This is a genomic window from Paraprevotella xylaniphila YIT 11841, from assembly GCF_000205165.1.
In the GTDB taxonomy this organism is placed as follows: Bacteria; Bacteroidota; Bacteroidia; order Bacteroidales; family Bacteroidaceae; genus Paraprevotella; species Paraprevotella xylaniphila.
The window spans coordinates 62,771-81,649 of the sequence record NZ_GL883867.1 but is presented as its reverse complement, the minus strand read 5'-3'; the positions used below and the strand labels follow the sequence as shown (position 1 = coordinate 81,649).

Sequence of the window (18,879 nt, the reverse complement as noted above, 5' to 3'; positions counted from 1 at the left end):
AGACTATGAGTAAAAATAAGATAAGGATGAAACGTCTGTTTTTTGTTTTGTTAGGAGTTGCCCTGTACATGCAGGCGGAGGCGCAGCCGGCTCGCCGCAGGGTGAAACCCAATGATGCAGACAAGGCCGAGAAGACCGTGGACCGTGCCAGTTTACAGTTCCCCGTGGCGGTGGAAGTGCCTGAGGATGTGGTGTGGCGTCGCGATGTGTATCGTCAGTTGGATCTGACGTTGGACAAGAATGCCCCTCTATATTATCCGGTGGAGCCTTCTGCAGGCCATATAAACTTGTTTACGTATCTGTTCGACTTGTTGCTGACGGGAAAGATTACGGCATACCAATATAAACTGGACGGCAACGAGTCTTTTACTTCGCGTGATAAGGTGGACGTGAAAGAATTGTTGGAACGTTATCATATATATTACGAGGAGCAGAACGGGCGGCCTCGTGTGAATGCCAGCGATATTCCCTCGGCTGAAGTTTCCCGTTATTATATAAAGGAGAGTTCTTATTTCGACCAAAGGACTTCGACATTCCGTACGAAAGTCACGGCTTTGTGCCCGGTGCTCATGCGGGGAGATGATTTTGGCGGAGAGGCTACCCCATATCCTTTGTTCTGGCTCAAATATGATGATATCAGTACGTATTTGGCCCGTCACGCGATGATGGCAAGCAATTACAACAACGTGACGAACATGACGGCGGCAGATTATTTCTCCATGAACCTGTATGACGGAAAGATTTATAAGACAAACAATATGCAAGGGAAGGTGTTGGCTAACTATTGCAAGACGGATAGTGCCATGGCTAACGAACAGAAGCGGATAGAGAAACAACTTTCCGATTTTGAAAAACATGTTTGGGGGCATGACGACTCGGTGGCTGTGGATACGACGGCGGCCAAGGAGGCTGTGGAAACGAAAAAGGGGAAAGCTTCCCGGGCTACGCGTAACTCGCGTCGTGCTTCATCGTCTTCGGATGAACCGAAAAAAGCGAAAGCCGAAAAGACTAAGGTTTCCAAGACGCGTAGGGGCAGTTCCGGTAACTCCGGTTCTTCAACTCCAAGGGTGACTGTACGCAGGCAACGCAGATAATAAAAAAGAGATATATTTCCGGAAAAAGTTGATAGTACGGCAAACAGTTGCTATCTTTGTTTTCCGATAAGAAATAAAAAGCAAACTTCTATGAAGAAATTAAGTGCAGTATTGATGTGCATGGTGGCGTTATTATGGGCGGCACCTGCCAATGCGCAGTTCAAGTGGGGACTTGAAGGCGGTGTGAACTTGAGTAAGGCAAGTATAAAGGGGGATGGCGGTTTGTTTGATGCCTCCAACCGTACGGGATGGTTTGTCGGACCGAAGGTGCAGATGACCATGCCAGTTATTGGATTGGGGATAGACGCTTCCCTTCTCTACTCCCAGAAGTACATGAAGATGGACTTTTCGGGTGAAGTAGACGGGGAGGATGTCAACGGGAGTACGCCTAACAAATCCATGCCTTACGTGGAGATCCCCATTAATTTAAGGTATAATTTTGGCTTTAGCAGCCTGGTCGGCGTTTATTTGGCTACAGGTCCGCAATACAACTGGTATCTGGGGAGTCGTAATTTAAAGTATGCTGGTGAAAGTATAGGAAGTTTGGAACGCTCTACATTCAGTTGGAATGTGGGAGCCGGTGTGACGTTGCTTAGTCATTTGCAAGTAGGTGTGACTTACAATATCGCCATGGGTGAGACCGGAAAATTAGGCGGTGTGGGCGATGTCATAGAAGAGTTTGACGTAAAGAACAACACATGGCAAGTTCGTTTGGCTTACTTGTTTTAATGTAGTCCGATAGAAAATGGAATAAACGGAAGCTGTCTGCATGGAGCGGGCGGCTTTCTTTTTGCCTGTTTACTCCTTTTGTCGTATTTTTGTAGTCCATTAAAATCCGTTCGTATGAAATTTGTAGATGTCATTCTTCCTCTTCCCTTGTCGGCTACTTATACATACGCTTTGCCCGAAGAGTGGCAAGAGGCGGTACGGCCGGGTTGCCGTGTTATCGTACCGTTTGGAGCCAAAAAGTTTTATACGGCTATTGTGGTGGAAGTTCACGGGCGGCAACCGCAAGGTTATGCCGTGAAAGCCGTATGGGAGACACTTGATCCTGCTCCCGTTTTACTTCCTGTGCAGTTGGATTTTTGGAGATGGTTGGCGGACTATTACCTTTGTGCCGTGGGGGATGTGTATAAGGCCGCCCTGCCGTCCGGTATGAAACTGGAAAGCGAGAGTAAGGTGGTGGTAAACAGTGAATATGCGGGAAATTCCGTTTTGTCGGAACGGGAACAACGGGTCGTTACTTTGGTTTCGGGGCGTTCCGAGCCGACCATGACACAACTTCAAAAAGAATGTGAGGATTTTCGGGTGCTACGGGTGGTAAGGTCTTTGATGGACAAGGGCGTCCTTGCCATGAAAGAGGAAGTCAAACGGAGCTATAAGCCCCGCACGGAAGTTCATGTGCGCTTGTCGGAGACCTATTTTGACGAAAAGAAACTTCATGAATTGCTTGACGGTTTAGGAAGAGCCCCCAAACAGCAGTCCCTTTTATTAAAGTATTTAGAACTGGCAGGTGCCGGAACGGCTTTCCGGTTGCGTAACCCGAAGATGTTGGCGGAGGTGGGACGGAAGGCACTGATGGAAGCAGCCGACGGCAGTCTGGCGATTTGCCGTGCCTTGGAGGAGAAAGGCGTATTGGAGGCCTATCCATACGAGATAGGTCGTTTGGCGCATACGGAGGTCGCCGACACGCTTGGTGTTTCTCCTTTGAGTGAGGCACAGGCAAAGGCGTTCAGAGAGTTGGAAGAAGCTTTTGACCGTCATCCGGTATGCTTGCTTCACGGGGTGACATCGAGCGGAAAGACCGAGGTCTACATTCATTTGATTCGTCAGATGATAGCCGAAGGGAAACAGGTGCTTTACTTGGTGCCGGAGATTGTGCTGACCACCCAGTTGACGGACAGGCTATACCGTGTGTTCGGCAACCGTATGGGCGTGTACCATTCCAAGTTTCCCGATGCCGAACGTGTCGAGATTTGGCAAAAACAGTTGTCCGGACAGCCTTACGATATTATTGTAGGCGTTCGTTCGTCCGTCTTCTTGCCTTTCCGTCATTTGGGGTTGGTCATTGTGGACGAAGAGCATGAGCAATCTTATAAGCAGCAGGACCCTGCACCGCGTTACCATGCCCGGAATGCTGCAATCATGTTAGCCCGGATGTACGGTGCCCGTACATTGCTCGGTACGGCAACTCCGGCGTTGGAGACTTATTATAACGTCCGCATGGGCAAATACGGATTGGTGGAGTTGACCGAACGTTTCGGGCAGGTGCGTTTGCCGGAAGTCGAGGTGGTGGATATTAAAGAGCTGCAGCGCAAAAGGCGCATGGTCGGTCCGTTCTCACCGCGTTTGTTGGAAGAGATGCGTCGGGCGTTGGAAAACAAGGAACAGGTCATATTGTTCCAGAACCGGCGAGGTTACGCTCCGATGATAGAATGCCACACGTGCGGTTGGGTGCCCAAGTGCAAAAACTGCGATGTCAGCCTGACGTACCATAAGGGACTGAACCAAATGACTTGCCACTATTGCGGCTACACGTGTAACGTGCCGGTGCGCTGTCCGGCCTGTGAAGGTACGGAACTGGTGCAGAGAGGGCTCGGTACGGAAAAGGTGGAAGATGCCGTACGTCAAGTCTTTCCGGAAGCCGCCGTGGCCCGGATGGACTTGGATACGACCCGTACGCGTTCGTCATACGAAGGAATCTTGGAGGATTTCCAAAGCGGAAAGACCGATGTGCTTGTGGGGACACAGATGGTGACCAAAGGATTGGATTTCGAGCGGGTCAGCGTAGTCGGCATATTAAATGCCGACACCATGTTTAACATCCCGGACTTCCGGAGCTTCGAGCGCGCCTTCCAGTTGATGGCACAAGTGGCCGGGCGCGCCGGGCGCCGCAGCAGGCAGGGACGTGTCATCCTGCAGACCAAAAGTCCGGATTTGCCCCTCATCCGTCAAGTGACGGGACATGACTATTTCGGGTTGTACGTCGGGCAGATGGAAGAGCGTCAGATGTTTGTATATCCTCCTTTTTGCCGTTTGATTTATGTCTATATGAAACATAAGCGGGCAGACGTGCTCGACCATCTGGCTGCTGAAATGGGGAGCCGTCTGCGTCAGGTCTTCGGTTCCCGTATTTTAGGACCTGACGCACCGCCCGTGGCACGAATCCAATTGCTCTATATCCGTAAAATCGTAGTGAAAATAGAACCCGGAGCTTCTCTGTCCAAGGTTCGGGAACAGTTGCTTTATCTCCGCCAAAGCCTGATGGCACATTCCGATTACCGCAGTGCCCAAATCTATTATGACGTAGACCCCGTGTAAGTCCGGGCTTTTATTTCTTTTTCAGTTCCGGATAGCTGATACGCGTGTGATAAATGGTTTTCAGTTTTTCTCTGAACACATCTTTGGCCACGGTAATGTCGTGGAACGTGATGGGGCAGTCTTTGAAGAATCCTTCCTGCACTTGGCAGTCCACGATTTTATCCACCAACGCGCTGATACTCTCTTCCGTGTATTCGTTCAGGCTCCTTGATGCGGCTTCCACAGAGTCCGCCATCATCAAGATGGCCTGTTCCAACGTGAACGGGTTCGGGCCGGGGTAAGTGAAAATGGATTCGTCTACCGTTTGGTCCGGATGCTGGTTCTTGTATGAAATCAGGAAGTATTTGGTCTTGCCTTTACCGTGGTGCGTCGAGATGAAATCCTTTATGACTTGCGGCAGGTTATATTTGTCGGCCAGTTTGAGTCCGTCCTTGACATGGCTGATAACAATCGCCGCGCTTTGTTCGTAACTGATGCGGTCGTGAGGATTGAAGTTATTCTGGTTTTCCGTAAAGTAGGCAGGACTGTTCATCTTTCCGATGTCGTGGTATAAGGCTCCAGTTCTGACCAACAGTGCCTTGGCTCCGATTTTATTCGCCACTTCCGTAGCCAGGTTCGCCACTTGCATGGAGTGTTGGAATGTGCCCGGAGCCACTTCCGAGAGCCGTTTCAGCAGTTCGTTGTTGGTGTTGGACAGTTCGACGAGAGTCACGTTAGAGGTGAAGCCGAAGACCTTTTCGAACAAGAACAGCAACGGGTAGGCAAATAACAAGAGGATACCGTTGATGATAATATAGATATACATGCCATATTCCAGGCGTGCGAAGTCTTTTTCATGAATGAGTTCCATGCTCATGTAAAAAGCTATGGATGCCAATGTGACATAAAATGCCGAACGGATAAGTTGTGAACGTTGTGAGAGTTCCCGAAGGCTGTAAATGGCTACCATGCCTGCTACAAGCTGCGTGGCAATGAATTCGTAGGGGTATTTCAGGGATATGGCACTGATGAGCACCGTGGCCACGTGAGTCACAAAAGCCGTCCGGGAATCCATGAACACCCGGATGAAAATAGGAGCCATGGCGAACGGGATGATGTAGACATTGAACAGGTTATGCTTGATGAGGAATGAAGTGAGCAGGGGGTAGATTACCGGCATGGAGGCTATGAACAAGATGTGGCGCGTGTTGGCCAGATAGTCGCGGCGGAACTGGTTGAAGTACAATGAGAGGCAGGCGATGATGAGTGCCACATAGAGCAGTTGGCCAAGCAGCACCGTGTGTGATTGCATCTTGGAGGTGTTTCGCCGGTTGTATTCTTTTTCCAAAGAAGTGAGGATGTCGTATGTTGCCTTGTCCACGATGTCGCCTTGTCCTATGATTTTTTGCCCGCTCATGACCATGCCGGACGAATAAGAGAGGGAGGCGAGCAAATCTTTCCGGGATTCTTCGGACTTTGTCTTGTCGTAAGTCAGGTTGGGGACGATATAGTCGCTCAGATTGCACTTCCGCAATATCCTGCGGTCATATTGCAGGCTGTCTTCTCCCAAATCGATGAGGTATTCGTATGCCGTTTTGTGTGAGAAGATTTTGGGCATCTGTTGTTCCTTGGCCACATTCTGTGCGAATATGCGGATAGAGGCCACTTCGTCCCTGTGCATCTGGTCGAAATCCTCCGTGCTCATGACTCCTTGGGCGTAAATGTATTCCAACTTGTTCACTACGTACGTCAGGTAATTGGCCGGTATGGTGGCCGGTTTCCGTCCGTTTATGGTGGCCTTGAACTTTTCTACCTGTGCTTTCCCAACGGTCTCGTCGATGGCGAAATAAGGCTCGTAATACTGCAATATGCTGTCCTGTTCCGCTTGTATGGTTTCCGCACTTTTGTATATCGGGAAGTCGTAGGTTGCGATGAGTTGGCTGTAACGCCATGGTTTGCCCACGTCGAACTTGTAGGTCGAACGTTCGTCACGCGGCATGTACAGGCACACGACAAACAAGGCCGTGACCGTGATGACGATTCTATAAATCAAAGCCTTCGGGGTAAGGCTGTTCTGTTGGTTATGTCTGTTCATCTCTTTTTCCGTATTTTATATAGGGCGAAAATACGAAAAAAATACGGGGCGTTTAAATAAAAAGTAGTATTTTTGCACAATATTCACAAATGTTGTTATGACACAGAGAAAAGTAAGGGTTCGTTTCGCTCCCAGTCCCACGGGAGCCTTGCATATAGGCGGTGTACGTACGGCTTTATACAATTATCTTTTTGCGCGCCAGCATGGCGGTGAGTTCATTTTCCGTATCGAGGATACAGACTCCAACCGGTTTGTCCCGGGAGCGGAAGAATACATTTTGGAATCTTTCCGTTGGCTCGGCATTCCTTTCGACGAAGGGGTAAGCTTCGGTGGGGAGCATGGTCCTTACCGCCAGTCGGAACGCCGGGACATTTACAAGAAATACGTGCAGGAGTTGTTGGATGCCGGTAAGGCTTATATCGCTTTCGATACGCCGGAAGAACTGGAGGCCAAGCGTCAGGAAATCCAGAATTTCCAGTATGACGCCTCTACGCGCGGCATGATGCGTAACTCATTGTCGCTGCCTGCGGATGAGGTGGAACGTCTGTTGGCCGAAGGCCGGCAGTACGTCGTCCGGTTCAAGATAGAGCCGGGCGAGGACATCCATGTGGACGACATGATTCGCGGCGATGTGGTCATCAACTCTTCCATTCTCGACGATAAGGTGCTTTACAAGAGTGCCGACGAATTGCCGACCTACCATCTGGCCAACATCGTAGACGACCATCTGATGGAGGTGACCCACGTGATTCGCGGTGAAGAATGGTTGCCCTCTGCCCCGCTGCACGTCCTGCTTTACCGTGCGTTCGGGTGGGCGGACACGATGCCGAAGTTCGCCCATTTGCCTCTGTTGCTCAAGCCCGACGGGAAGGGGAAATTGAGCAAACGCGACGGCGACCGTCTCGGTTTTCCGGTTTTCCCTCTCGAATGGCACGACCCCAAGACGGGCGAGGTGTCCTCTGGCTATCGTGAGAGCGGCTACCTGCCCGAAGCAGTCATCAATTTCCTGGCCTTGTTGGGCTGGAACCCGGGAACCGACCAGGAAATCATGTCGTTGGACGAGTTGGTGAAGCTTTTCGACATCACCAAATGCAGCAAGGCCGGTGCCAAGTTCGATTACGTGAAGGGCTTGTGGTTCAACCGCGAGTATATCCTGATGAAGGACAACAAGGAATTGGCTCCCGCTTTCGACAAGATACTGCGCGAGAACGGGATAGAAGCACCTATGGAACGCGTGGAAGCCGTGGTGGGCATGATGAAGATGAAGAAAATCAATTTCATCAAAGAACTGTGGCCCCTTTGCGACTTTTTCTTCATTGCCCCGGAAACTTACAGCCGCGAAGACAAGTTCGTGCGGAAGAACTGGACGGAAACGGCGGCGGCCGACATGGTCGAACTGACCGCATTGCTGGAAGGCCTGGATGATTTCTCGGTAGAGGGACAGAAAGCGGCCGTAGACCGTTGGGCAGAAGAGACTGGCAAGAAACCGTGGAACCCTTGGCGCGTGGCCTTGGTGGGCACAGGGAAGGGCCCCGACATGTATGAGCTTTCAGCTTTCCTCGGGAAAGAGGAAACATTACGTAGAATGCGCAAAGCCATAGATGTCCTGAAATGATATATTCGGTTGCGCTTTATCTGTATGCCTTGGCCATCGTGTTGGTCTCGCCTTTCCATAAGAAGGCCCGGCTGATGGTGAAGGGGCAATGGAACACATTCCGTATTTTACGGAAAAGAATCCGCAGGGAAGAAATGTATGTCTGGTTCCATGCGGCCTCGTTGGGTGAATTTGAGCAGGGACGCCCCCTGATGGAACGGTTGCGCCGTGAGCATCCGGAATATAAGATTTTGCTTACTTTCTTTTCTCCTTCGGGGTATGAGGTGCGCAAGGATTACGAAGGGGCGGACGTGGTGTGTTATCTTCCGTTCGACACGCCGGGCAATGTGCGCAGCTTTTTGCGGTTGGCCCGTCCGCGTATGGCGTTCTTCATCAAATATGAGTTTTGGAACAATTACCTGCATGCTTGCCGCCGTCGTCAGATTCCGGTGTACAGCGTGAGCAGTATTTTCCGTGAGAACCAAGTGTTTTTCCGTTGGTACGGGCGCAGTTACAGCGATGTGTTGCGTTGTGTGACCCATTTCTTCGTGCAAAACGAAGCTTCGCGCGAATTGTTAGCACGCAAGGGCATCACGAACGTCACCGTGGCCGGAGACACGCGTTTCGACCGTGTGTTGGACATTTGCCGGCAGGCCAAGGATTTGTCGTTGGTGAAAGCTTTCAAGCAAGATGCCAAGGTGTTGGTGGCCGGAAGCTCATGGGCACCGGATGAGGATTTGATTATTCCTTACTTCAACGCTCATCCGGAAATGAAACTGGTGTTGGCGCCCCATGTGGTCAGTGAAGACCATTTGAAGGAGATAGAGGGAAAGTTGCGCCGTCCGTTTGCGCGTTATTCCCGTGTCACGGAAGAAAGTGCCGCCCGTGCCGATTGCTTGATTATCGACGGTTACGGTTTGCTTTCGTCTATCTATCGTTACGGCGAGATGGCCTACGTGGGCGGCGGTTTCGGCGTGGGCATCCATAACGTGCCCGAGGCAGCGGTATATGGCGTGCCCGTGCTTATCGGCCCGAACAACCGCAAGTTCCGTGAGGCGCAGGATTTGTTGCGCGAGGGCGGTTGTTTGGAGGTGACGGATGCGGACACGTTCACGCGGACGATGGACCGTCTGCTTTCCGACGGGAAGTTCTTGGCGGAGCGGGGACGAATTGCCGGACAGTATATCGAGCGGAATGCCGGAGCGTCGGATCTGATTTTCGATAGTGTGAAGTTCTGAAAGGCCAGTTATATAAGATATAAGTCGGAAAAAGCGGATGTTTGTCCGCTTTTTTTTGTGTTTTGATAGGCTGAAAACCAGTAAAACAGCTCTTATCTGTATGCTCAAATCCGGGAAAGGTGGGGGAAGATGCGGTATTTCGGGGGCATTTTAGGGGATTTTTCCCCGTTTTTCCGAGGAAATTTCCCGATTGTTTGGCGCAGAACGGAAAATCAATCTAAGCCAAACGAAAAAACGTTCTCCTGAGATTGAAAAATCAAAGTGTTCCAAACTGTGTTTTTGAGGGTTTGAAGCCGGATTTTAGCCTCCGTTTTTCGCTATTTGAATGAACTTTGCATGCAAAAACGAAAGAGCATGATGCGCTTTATTTCTTTGTTTTTTGTGTCACGGCTGAAGTGCCGTCGCCCGGTTCTGCGGAGGCTGAGGGGATGGATGTCACCGGAAGGCGGTTACAAGCTTTCCTTTTGTATTCCCGTCGGTTCGCGTGGATGGCGTATTTTCTTCCGGCATCCGGGATGGGCGCGAATATTCGATTTTGGAGCCGTTTTGAAGATTGCACTGTAAAAATATAGTAAAAGAAGAAGGCTGCCGCTACACGGGTGCGTAGGGCAGCCTTTTGGGGGGATTGTGCTTAAAGAAGCGGATTACCAGAGTTCCCAACCGTTGTTTCGGTTGGAATAAGCATCGCTGATACCGCTATCGGACGCTTTGCCTCCGAAATCGAGGTCTACACCGTCACCGGTGCCATTTATTCCGCTACAAGCCATCATACCGTTTGATTCCATTTTCACAGCTTTCACGTGGGGCATTTCATATATTTTCTTTTCCATTGTTTTGTTTGTTTATTATACGTTTTTTTATTTGATTATTTTTTCTCCGTCTATGATGTAGATACCGTGTTCCAACCCTTCGAGGGCATCGGCTCTTTTCATGTCGTTTTTTATTTTTATGCCGTTTATGGTATACACGTCTACAAGTTCTTTACTGTCTTTTGTACCGTCGGACGTTATTTCTTCTATGTTGGTCACCTTGCCGTCGATGTCGATGAGCAGGCGGTTGACGCCTGCCATGGCCGTAGTCTGGTCCGCGTTGATATATGCGCGGAAGCCTTTCAGATTCACCTTATCCGTGTCGGCCAAATAGAACTTGTCGTCGTTGATGAAGTAAGCCCCTTGTGGAATCGTGGTGGCCGCATAGTTTCCGGTCATCGAGACGCCGTCCACTGTAGAGCTGTTCGGTTGTCCGGCGTGGAGGTATACTTCGTCGGCTTTGATTTCGGTCACGTTTCCGGTGGGGCGTACGAGGTAAGGTTGGCCTGCCTCTATCGTTTCTGCCTTGTCAAACCGGAGGACGATGTTGCCGTCTTGTTGTGTGGCTTCAACCAGTCGTCTCACTTCGCCCAGTCCGTTTTCGGCGACTTGCCCGGCAGTCATGTCGAAAGGTACGCAGAACGTGTTCCATTTTCCGGAAACTAAGGAACGTTCTAACACGACGTTGGCATAAGTGTCTTTTGCTATGCCGTATTGCGTGTCGGTCTCTTTCAGGATGGCTTCATTACCTAAGTATTCCAGTCGGGTCTGGGCAATAATTGCCCAAGTGGCAGTGTTCTTCTCTCCGGCTTGGAGGCCGACGGTCAATTCTGTTCCTTCTGAGGATATTTCGATTTCCACGGTATAACGGTTGAAAGTACTTGATGTGAGTGCCGTTTTTTGGCCGTTGATGAACAAGTAAAGCTCTCCGTCGTATCCCAAATTCTGGTTTTTGTTCCCCCACACGCATCCTGCTGCGAAAGCAGAGAACCTGTATTTTCCGGGAAGGACGGCTTGTGTTTTCTGCCAAATCAGGTTCTTGCCGGTTTCCGGGGCCCCTGTCCAGTAGGAGACACCGGCTCCGTTGTATGCTGCGCTGTGGAAGGCAGGGATATTTTCGATGTATCCGGAAGCACTGCCGCTGCGTTCCCAATATCTGTTCGTACCGTCTTGGCAGGCTGCGTCTTTGAGGAAAGTAGACGTGATGTCCGATGTCCCTAAATATTCCAAATGGGTTTGGGCCAAGATAGCCCATGTCACGGTGTTGTGGTCGCCTGCCTTGAGCCCGACTGTTATATTCGTTTCATTCGATGGAATTTCTGCTTCCACGGAGTAAACTCCGAAGGTCTCCGTGGTAATTTCCACGCTTTGGTCGTTGATGAAGAGGTATAAGCCCCCGTTGTTGCCCGAATTGACGTTCCCGCCGCTCCATGTGCCTCCGGCTGCATAAGCCGTGAAACGGTATTTTCCCGGGCGGATGGGTTGCGTTTCTTGCCAGACGAGCATGCGGTTGTCCTCGGGTCCGGAGTTCCAGTATGATATACCTTTCCCGTCGTAAAGGTCATTTTTGAAGGCCGGGATGTCTTCCACGTATCCGTCAGCCTTTCCGCTCCGGTTCCAATATCGGGCTGCATCGTTTTGGCATTCGGCGTCTTTCAGTATGGCTGTCACGTCTGTTTTCACATTCCGTGGGAGCGAAGCGTGAAGGAATCCTTGTATGCTTTCTTCCATTTGCAGCTGTGCCATGCGTGCCTCGTCCGGGCTTATTGCTTGCTCAAGGTTTTCCTGGCCGGTGGACAAGGATGATTCCAAATCCGTACGGGCTTCGTCGGTAGACTTGGAAATGGACAAAAGCAGTTTACCCTTTTCAAAGGTTTCTTTGGAATGGGCTTCTGCCAACGCGTTGTGCATGTCAATGTATTCGAGCATAGTTTGGTTGAGCGTGCTTATGGCCTTTGGGACTTCCGTTTCGTCGGAAGGGCTTGTCTCGTCCATTGTTTTTTTCACTTTGTCTTTGTAGGGTTGGCTTATTTTTCCAGCATTTTTTAAAGCTTCTTCTGCCATAGCCTGATAGAGAGCTGACAAGTCATTACCTATATATGTCAGTTTGAAATTGTCGAAACAGCACCATCGGCCCAGACCGCCTTCTTTCCCTCTTATTCCGAAATCCAACGTTCCGTCAGTCACCAATACGTTGACCGTGTTGCCATATCGGCCATTCTCGAAGTTTTGGTTGGCTTCAGCTGTGGTGAACGGATATTGCCCGTTGTCGCTTCCGGTGCTTCCTGTTTCTTCATATAGGCTTTTGACCGGAAGTGCGTAATCATTTCCATAGATTTCCCATAACAGGCTTTCGTTCCGGTCTCGGTGGGCCGTTCCGCCATCCGAATTTCTGTCTCGCCCGAAAGCATTGACTGTGATTTGATACCATCCGTTCGATAGCCCAGTCCGTGTCTGATGGAAATCGAATGCGTTCTCATAGAATTCCACAACCCCGTTGGATGTTTTACATTTTCCTTCAATGTCCCATCCTTCAATGTTGTCGTTGTCGAACCTGTCTTCTGAAATTGTCCCTTCGGAAAGTTCCCCGTTTTCGTTTAGAGAGACAGGAAAGTCTACGGTGACGTTTCTCGGACTTGCTTTTTCGCAGCATGCCGCCATGAGAAGCATTGCAAAAAGTACTTGTTTTTTCATGCCTAAAAATTTTTGTTTATACATAAGGTTATGATGTGTGATTAACCGATGGCAAAATTATTCTGTTTGTCGGATATTGAATGCGCTTCTGGTTGCACGGAATGTAACAATGGTTTCATTTTCAAATGAAAACCGGGGAAAATGTGCTTTGGGAGTGCCGAAAATGCAAAAATAGGATGTAAGGAACGTAGAGCCAAGGGTAAACAAAAAAAGTGGGCACCAACACGGAACTGTACCCCAAAAGTTAGACAAAAACTTTTGGGGTACAGTTCCGTGTTGGGACATAACCTTATGTTTCAGTCTAAAGTTGGTATCCGGTTTGTTCCAACAGTTTCAACACCTCTTCATAGCGGTCGCAACTGACGACGTAACATTTGTTTGATGTTTTAATTTCAATCAGTGATTGGGTGTCTTTGACTACTACGGTGAACTGTCCTGTCTTATCTTCCCAAAACTCTCCGGAGAGTCCGAACAGCCCATAAACGCCCCAACTTTTGATGGCACGGGTGAGCGTTTTTCTGTGGCGAGCATATAGGATTTCTTTTCGGGGGATGGTTATGGCACCATATACCTTTCTGATGACAACCTTGTCTGCTGTCACTTCTACCTGTTTGATTTGGTTAAAATAGGAATATATGAATGCTACGATGACAAGACAGATACAGGCGTACAGAGCTACTGCAAGTCCTATGCCGGTTTGTCCTTTCATCAGCCGGCAGATGGCCGTAGCGGCGGCTGCCAGCAAGATGAAAGACATGAACCTGGTGGTGCATAGCAGTCCGATAGAATAAGAGGATTGGAATTTTCTCATGATTTCACATGTTGACGTATTACCGTCGGGTAGCTTCGTCATACTCTTCCGATGTGGTGCAGTAATGCGTGTGTTCGGGATGGGCATCCGAACGGCGGTACCAGTCGGAGTACATGACGTAGTGTTGTGCATAGCCCACGTTGAGCTCCTTGGCTTGTTCGGGGTCTACCTTCTTGATGAATCTGGCCGGTACGCCTCCCCACAGCTCGCCGTCGCCGATGACCGTATTCTTCAGGACCAAGGCACCGGCGGCCACGATGGCACCGTGGCCGACGACAGCGTGGTCCAGAATGGTGGACCCCATACCGATGAGGGCGCCGCTTTTCACTTCGCAACCGTGCAGCGTGACATTATGTCCTACGGTCACGTCGTCACCGATGACGATGGGGGCTTTGCCGTAAAGCGTATGCAGGCAAGAGCCGTCTTGGATGTTCACGCGGTTGCCGATTTTGATGAAATGTACGTCACCGCGCAGGACGGCGTTAAACCATACGGTACAGTCGTCGCCCATGGTGACGTCGCCGATGATGGCTGCCCCTTCGGAGAAGTAGCAGTGCTTGCCGAACTTGGGAGTCAAGTCGTTGAGTTTCTTAATCAATGCCATATTTTATGATTTATGAGTTGTTTTTGTGTGTTCGTATGGCCAGGTCACCTCGCGAAGCCATGTGCGGTGCTCGTGGTCGAGCAACGGAGCCAGTTGGTCGTACACCCGGCTGTGGTAACGGTTGAGCCATTCGATTTCCTCCGTGTCGAGCAAGGACCAGTCTATCGGTTCCATGTCGATGGGACAGAGGGTGAGCGGGTCGAACTGGAGGAATGTGCCGAACTCGGTTTCCCGATAGGGCAAGATGATTTGCGTGTTTTCGATGCGTATGCCATGCCGCCCTTCCTTGTAGATGCCCGGTTCGTTGGTTACGGTCATGTAGGGGAGGAGCGGGGACGGCATATAGTTCATGCGGATTTGATGAGGACCTTCGTGCACGCACAGGCAGGAACCTACGCCATGCCCCGTGCCGTGAAGATAATTAATGCCCTCCTGCCACATGGCATAGCGGGCGCAAGCGTCGAGTTGCGTGCCACTGCAACCTTGCGGGAACTTGGCACGGGCTAGCCGGATGTGTCCTTTCAAGACCAAGGTATAGTCGTGGCGTTCCTCCTCGTTCACCGGTCCGAGGGCGATGGTGCGGGTGATGTCCGTCGTGCCGTCTTCGTATTGTGCGCCCGAGTCGAGCAGCAACAGGCCTTGCGGTAGAAGTTCCAAATCGGTTTCCGGAGTAGGCTCGTAGTGCACGATGGCTCCGTGGGCGGCATATCCGGCGATGGTGTCGAAGCTGTTTCCGCAGAACAAGTCCTGTTCACTGCGCAGTTCCTCCAGTTTACGGCTGATGCCAAGTTCCGTTTGTCCTCCGGCCTGCACCGCCGGTGTGAGCCATTTGAGGAATTTCACCATGGCCACGCCGTCGCGTAGCATGGCGCGGCGGTAGCCTTCCACCTCTGCCGGATGTTTTACGGCTTTGAGCAAGCTCACGGGGGATGCTGCGTCTACTACGGAGCATGTTTCGGGCAGGCTGCGGCAGAGGGCGTAGTTTGTGGTTTGGCAGTCTGTCCATATCCGCTTGCCGTCAAAACGTGACAAATCGGGCAGGATGTCGGTATAGTTCCGTGTTTCCACACCGCATTCCTCCAGATGAGTAGAAACCTCTTCCGTGACTTTCACCTTATTTATATATAAGGTACAGCGGGAGGGGGTAATCCATGTGTAAGCTACGAATACGGGCGTACAATGCACGTCCGTGCCGCGCAGGTTCAACGTCCAGGCTATTTCGTCAAGGGCGGACAGAATCAGTCCGTCGGCTTGTCGCCCGGCCATGGCCTCGCGGATGAGTGCGAGTTTTTCGGTTATGCTACGGCCTGCGAAGGCGGGCGGTTGTATTCTGACCGGTGAATCGGGTAGAGCCGGACGGTTCTTCCACAGCGTGTCAGCCGGTTGGTCTGCTATTTCAAGGTGCAGTCCGCAATGGGTGAGCTCTTCCCTGATGGTGCGGATTTCGTCTGCGGAGTTGGTCCATGCGTCCATGCCCACGGCACTTCCCGGTGGAAGAACCTCCGCCAACCATTGCGTGACGGACGGTGTGCCCTCCAAACGTTCTTTCATCAAGCGGAACGGAGTGTCCTTCAGTTGTTCTTCCGCTGCGATAAAGTAGCGGGAGTCGGTCCACAGTGCGGCATCGTCCGATGTGACGACAGCCGTCCCGGCAGAACCGTTGAAGCCGGAAATCCATTCCCGTGTCTTCCAGTACTCGGGGGGGTATTCGCTATGGTGTGGGTCCGTGCTAGGGAAAATGTAGGCTGCCAACCCGTTTTCCTCTAAATGGAGCCTTAATTCGGCTACTCTTTTATTGATGTTTTTATTCATGATACAGTTTTGCCATTTGTGCATTACAAAAATATATTATTCTTGTTTAAGAAAAAAAATATTCCGCTTTTTAATTAGTAAGTCTGAACCTTTTTCTTTAATTTTGTGTGCGTAATAAAGAACTTCTAATTGTATCATATATAAAAAACAGAGTATGGAATTTTTGACGAATGACAAATTGGTGATTGTCGGTGCAGCCGGTATGATCGGTTCGAACATGGCACAGACTGCCCTGATGATGGGTTTGACTTCAAACCTTTGCCTGTATGACGTGTTCTCTCCCGAAGGCGTGGCAGAAGAAATGCGCCAGAGCGGTTTCGACAATGTGAACATCACGGCTACGACCAATGTGGCTGAGGCTTTCAAAGATGCCAAGTATATCATTTCTTCAGGTGGTGCTCCTCGTAAGCAGGGTATGACCCGCGAGGATTTGCTCAAAGGCAACTGTGAAATCGCAGAACAGCTCGGCAAGGACATCAAGACTTACTGCCCGGACGTGAAGCATGTGGTCATCATCTTCAACCCGGCAGACTTGACCGGTTTGGTGACATTGCTGTATTCAGGCTTGAAGCCTTCACAGGTGACGACTTTGGCCGGTTTGGATTCAACTCGTTTGCAGAGCGCGTTGGCCAAGAAGTTCGGCGTGTTGCAAAGCAAGGTGACGGGTTGTGCTACATACGGCGGTCACGGCGAGCAGATGGCTGTGTTCGGTTCGGCCGTGAAGGTTGACGGCAAGCCTTTGAACGACTTGATCGGAACAGATGCGTTTACGGCAGAAGAATGGGAAACCATGAAAGTGGACGTGACCAAGGGTGGAGCTAAGATTATCGAACTTCGGGGACGTTCTTCTTTCCAGAGTCCTTCTTACCTTTCTGTGGAAATGATTCGTGCGGCTATGGGCGGTGAAAAATTCCGTTGGCCGGCCGGTACATACGTAAAGACTGACAAGTATGACCATATCATGATGGCTATGAATACAACTTTGGACGCAAACGGTTGTCATTATACGATGCCTGAAGGTACGGCCGAGGAAATTGCCAAATTGGATGCCAGCTACGCACACCTTTGCAAGATGCGCGACGAACTCGTGACATTGAATATTGTTCCTGCTATTTCAGAGTGGAGCAAAATCAATCCGAATCTGTAACCTGTTGATGTCAATAAGGTTTAGAAGGTGCATGTCTCGATGGGATATGCACCTTTTTTAAGGTTTGTGTCATAGAAAAAACGTGTTTTCTTTGCCGATTCAAAAAACATTGTTTAATTTTGCACCGCATTTTGCAAAAATAGTATTCATACATTATTATTAAAAACAAAAAACATGATTGTAGTACCTGTAAAAGAAGGCGAGAACATCGAGAGAGCGCTGAAGAAATTCAAAAGAAAATTTGAAAAGACTGGTGTCGTGAAGGAATTGAGACGCAGACAACAGTTTGACAAACCTTCGGTGGTCAAGAGGCTCGCTAAGGAACGTGCGATTTACGTTCAGAAAATGCAACGTGTAGAAGAATAATTTAGCTGTTTTTCTTTGAACTTTCATTTTTATTTCCTATATTCGTTGTCGTAAAAGCAACGAGGTATGTGGACAGAAGCTTTTTTGGAATATTTGACGCTTGAACGGAATTATTCGTTGAGGACAGTCGAAGAATACCGCGACGATTTGAATGCGTTTGAATCGTATTATAAAAAGGTGGACTCCACATTGTCTTGGGAAACGATGGACGGAGATGTCGTGAGAGACTGGATGGTCTCGATGATGGAGGCAGGCCGTACGGCTACTACGGTTAACCGTAGATTGAGTGCCTTGCGTACGTTTTATCGGTATTTGTTGAGGCGGGATTGGATAAAAGTAGATCCTGTGCGAAATATACAAGGTCCCAAGAAAAAGAAGCCATTGCCGGTGTTCTTGAAAGAAAGTGAGATGAACCGTCTTTTAGACGGTGATTTTTTCGGTAATGATTTCTTAGGCAAAAGAGATAAGTTGATAGTGAACACGTTTTATGTGACGGGTATTCGCCTTTCTGAGTTGACGAGCCTGAATAATCAGGACGTGGATATGTGGGGTGGCGTGATAAGAGTCACGGGAAAACGAAATAAACAGAGAATCGTTCCGTTCGGTGACGAATTGGAAGCATTACTCACGGCATATCTGGATGAGAAATCATCTTTAGGTCTGGAAGATGGGGGTGCGATGTTCGTGGACGAGAAGGGCGAGCGGCTTACAAATGTAAAGGTGCGGAATCTTGTGCGGCATTATTTAGGAATGGTGACTACACAGAAGAAAAGGAGTCCGCACGTGTTACGGCATACTTTTGCAACCTCGATGTTGAACCATCATGCAGATTTAGAATCTTTAAAAGAGTTGTTGGGGCATGAGAGTATTTCTACTACGGAGATTTACACGCACACAACTTTTGAGGAGTTAAAAGAAATGTATAACCAGGCTCATCCAAGAGCTTAAAAAGACAAGACTATGGAAGTAAAAATTCAGGCAATTCATTTTGATGCCACAGAGAAACTCCAAGAGTTTATCGAGAAGAAAGTAGCAAAGTTCGGAAAATTTAGCGAAGAAATAAGAAAGGTAGAGGTGTCATTAAAGGTCGTAAAGCCCGAGACCTCCATGAATAAAGAGGCATCCATCAAGGTTTTGGCCTCGACAGGAGAGTTTTTTGCGGAGAAAGTTTGCGACACATTTGAAGAAGCAGTAGATGTTTGTTTGGATGCGTTGGTACGCCAAATATCCAAATATAAGGAAAAACAAAGAAGTCATTAAAAAAAAAGAGATTTTTATTTGTGATTTCAAAAAATAGACTTAACTTTGCAGCCGT

The 18,879-nt window shown here is 49.6% G+C and carries 16 protein-coding genes; 10 read left to right on the top strand and 6 right to left on the bottom strand.

The genetic code is table 11. The annotated features are described in order from the left end of the window. Positions 1-26: 26 nt before the first annotated feature. The 3 genes from porN to priA all read left to right on the top strand — a co-directional run bounded on the left by porN (position 27) and on the right by priA (position 4,415). Positions 27-1,094, top strand: a complete 1,068-nt coding sequence (porN, locus tag HMPREF9442_RS10295) for a type IX secretion system ring subunit PorN/GldN (RefSeq protein ID WP_443688312.1) — start codon at positions 27-29, stop codon at positions 1,092-1,094. A gap of 90 nt (positions 1,095-1,184) precedes the next feature. Then, positions 1,185-1,823: a porin family protein gene (locus HMPREF9442_RS10290; RefSeq protein ID WP_008628228.1), complete on the top strand. Its 639-nt coding sequence runs from the start codon at positions 1,185-1,187 to the stop codon at positions 1,821-1,823. A 114-nt stretch (positions 1,824-1,937) separates the two neighbouring features. After that, positions 1,938-4,415 (top strand): replication restart helicase PriA, encoded by a 2,478-nt coding sequence (priA, locus tag HMPREF9442_RS10285; RefSeq protein WP_008628225.1) that lies wholly within the window; start codon positions 1,938-1,940, stop codon positions 4,413-4,415. Positions 4,416-4,425: 10 nt separating this feature from the next. Here priA and HMPREF9442_RS10280 read toward each other — a convergent pair whose 3' ends face one another. Continuing rightward, the gene (locus HMPREF9442_RS10280) at positions 4,426-6,489 is read right to left on the bottom strand and encodes an HD family phosphohydrolase (RefSeq protein ID WP_008628224.1); all 2,064 of its coding nucleotides are present in this window, start codon (positions 6,487-6,489) and stop codon (positions 4,426-4,428) included. Between the two features lie 97 nt (positions 6,490-6,586). On the opposite strand from HMPREF9442_RS10280, the gene gltX reads away from it, so the two are divergent. From gltX to HMPREF9442_RS10265, 3 genes are all read left to right on the top strand, one after another. After that, the gene (gltX, locus tag HMPREF9442_RS10275) at positions 6,587-8,104 is read left to right on the top strand and encodes a glutamate--tRNA ligase (protein WP_008628223.1); all 1,518 of its coding nucleotides are present in this window, start codon (positions 6,587-6,589) and stop codon (positions 8,102-8,104) included. Continuing rightward, a complete protein-coding gene (locus HMPREF9442_RS10270) occupies positions 8,101-9,321 on the top strand; it encodes a 3-deoxy-D-manno-octulosonic acid transferase (RefSeq protein WP_008628222.1) in 1,221 nt (406 codons plus the stop codon). The genes gltX and HMPREF9442_RS10270 overlap by 4 nt, the downstream gene beginning before the upstream one ends. A gap of 354 nt (positions 9,322-9,675) precedes the next feature. Beyond that, on the top strand, positions 9,676-9,885 hold the full coding sequence (locus tag HMPREF9442_RS10265) for a hypothetical protein (protein ID WP_040602945.1): 210 nt from the start codon (positions 9,676-9,678) through the stop codon (positions 9,883-9,885). A gap of 80 nt (positions 9,886-9,965) precedes the next feature. Here HMPREF9442_RS10265 and HMPREF9442_RS10260 read toward each other — a convergent pair whose 3' ends face one another. The 5 genes from HMPREF9442_RS10260 to HMPREF9442_RS10240 all read right to left on the bottom strand — a co-directional run bounded on the left by HMPREF9442_RS10260 (position 9,966) and on the right by HMPREF9442_RS10240 (position 16,075). Then, entirely contained in the window at positions 9,966-10,151 is a 186-nt protein-coding gene (locus HMPREF9442_RS10260) for a hypothetical protein (RefSeq protein ID WP_008628217.1), read from the bottom strand. A gap of 27 nt (positions 10,152-10,178) precedes the next feature. Further along, complete coding sequence (locus tag HMPREF9442_RS10255; protein ID WP_040602961.1) at positions 10,179-12,824, bottom strand: hypothetical protein; 2,646 nt, start codon at positions 12,822-12,824, stop codon at positions 10,179-10,181. 301 nt (positions 12,825-13,125) lie between these two features. Further along, positions 13,126-13,635, bottom strand: coding sequence for a PH domain-containing protein (locus tag HMPREF9442_RS10250; RefSeq protein WP_008628213.1), 510 nt, complete (start codon positions 13,633-13,635; stop codon positions 13,126-13,128). Positions 13,636-13,654: 19 nt separating this feature from the next. Further along, positions 13,655-14,239 (bottom strand): gamma carbonic anhydrase family protein, encoded by a 585-nt coding sequence (locus tag HMPREF9442_RS10245; RefSeq protein ID WP_040602944.1) that lies wholly within the window; start codon positions 14,237-14,239, stop codon positions 13,655-13,657. Between the two features lie 3 nt (positions 14,240-14,242). Continuing rightward, positions 14,243-16,075 carry an aminopeptidase P family protein gene (locus HMPREF9442_RS10240; protein ID WP_008628211.1) on the bottom strand — a complete coding sequence of 611 codons (1,833 nt, stop codon included), beginning with the start codon at positions 16,073-16,075 and terminating at the stop codon, positions 14,243-14,245. Between the two features lie 130 nt (positions 16,076-16,205). On the opposite strand from HMPREF9442_RS10240, the gene HMPREF9442_RS10235 reads away from it, so the two are divergent. From HMPREF9442_RS10235 to hpf, 4 genes are all read left to right on the top strand, one after another. Further along, on the top strand, positions 16,206-17,198 hold the full coding sequence (locus tag HMPREF9442_RS10235; protein WP_008628210.1) for a malate dehydrogenase: 993 nt from the start codon (positions 16,206-16,208) through the stop codon (positions 17,196-17,198). 174 nt (positions 17,199-17,372) lie between these two features. Next, complete coding sequence (gene rpsU, locus HMPREF9442_RS10230) at positions 17,373-17,564, top strand: 30S ribosomal protein S21 (protein WP_008628208.1); 192 nt, start codon at positions 17,373-17,375, stop codon at positions 17,562-17,564. A 66-nt stretch (positions 17,565-17,630) separates the two neighbouring features. Beyond that, complete coding sequence (locus tag HMPREF9442_RS10225) at positions 17,631-18,512, top strand: tyrosine recombinase XerC (protein WP_008628207.1); 882 nt, start codon at positions 17,631-17,633, stop codon at positions 18,510-18,512. A gap of 12 nt (positions 18,513-18,524) precedes the next feature. Further along, on the top strand, positions 18,525-18,824 hold the full coding sequence (gene hpf, locus HMPREF9442_RS10220) for a ribosome hibernation-promoting factor, HPF/YfiA family (protein ID WP_008628206.1): 300 nt from the start codon (positions 18,525-18,527) through the stop codon (positions 18,822-18,824). Positions 18,825-18,879: the final 55 nt, after the last annotated feature.

Coding starts and splice junctions, on each gene's coding strand:
- HMPREF9442_RS10235 (WP_008628210.1), top strand. CDS start 16,206: ATGGAATTTTTGACGAATGACAAATTGGTGATTGTCGGTGCAGCCGGT.
- porN (WP_443688312.1), top strand. CDS start 27: ATGAAACGTCTGTTTTTTGTTTTGTTAGGAGTTGCCCTGTACATGCAG.
- HMPREF9442_RS10250 (WP_008628213.1), bottom strand. CDS start 13,635: ATGAGAAAATTCCAATCCTCTTATTCTATCGGACTGCTATGCACCACC.
- HMPREF9442_RS10260 (WP_008628217.1), bottom strand. CDS start 10,151: ATGGAAAAGAAAATATATGAAATGCCCCACGTGAAAGCTGTGAAAATG.
- HMPREF9442_RS10240 (WP_008628211.1), bottom strand. CDS start 16,075: ATGCACAAATGGCAAAACTGTATCATGAATAAAAACATCAATAAAAGA.
- HMPREF9442_RS10265 (WP_040602945.1), top strand. CDS start 9,676: ATGATGCGCTTTATTTCTTTGTTTTTTGTGTCACGGCTGAAGTGCCGT.
- HMPREF9442_RS10255 (WP_040602961.1), bottom strand. CDS start 12,824: ATGAAAAAACAAGTACTTTTTGCAATGCTTCTCATGGCGGCATGCTGC.
- HMPREF9442_RS10270 (WP_008628222.1), top strand. CDS start 8,101: ATGATATATTCGGTTGCGCTTTATCTGTATGCCTTGGCCATCGTGTTG.
- HMPREF9442_RS10225 (WP_008628207.1), top strand. CDS start 17,631: ATGTGGACAGAAGCTTTTTTGGAATATTTGACGCTTGAACGGAATTAT.
- hpf (WP_008628206.1), top strand. CDS start 18,525: ATGGAAGTAAAAATTCAGGCAATTCATTTTGATGCCACAGAGAAACTC.
- priA (WP_008628225.1), top strand. CDS start 1,938: ATGAAATTTGTAGATGTCATTCTTCCTCTTCCCTTGTCGGCTACTTAT.
- HMPREF9442_RS10245 (WP_040602944.1), bottom strand. CDS start 14,239: ATGGCATTGATTAAGAAACTCAACGACTTGACTCCCAAGTTCGGCAAG.
- gltX (WP_008628223.1), top strand. CDS start 6,587: ATGACACAGAGAAAAGTAAGGGTTCGTTTCGCTCCCAGTCCCACGGGA.
- HMPREF9442_RS10280 (WP_008628224.1), bottom strand. CDS start 6,489: ATGAACAGACATAACCAACAGAACAGCCTTACCCCGAAGGCTTTGATT.
- HMPREF9442_RS10290 (WP_008628228.1), top strand. CDS start 1,185: ATGAAGAAATTAAGTGCAGTATTGATGTGCATGGTGGCGTTATTATGG.
- rpsU (WP_008628208.1), top strand. CDS start 17,373: ATGATTGTAGTACCTGTAAAAGAAGGCGAGAACATCGAGAGAGCGCTG.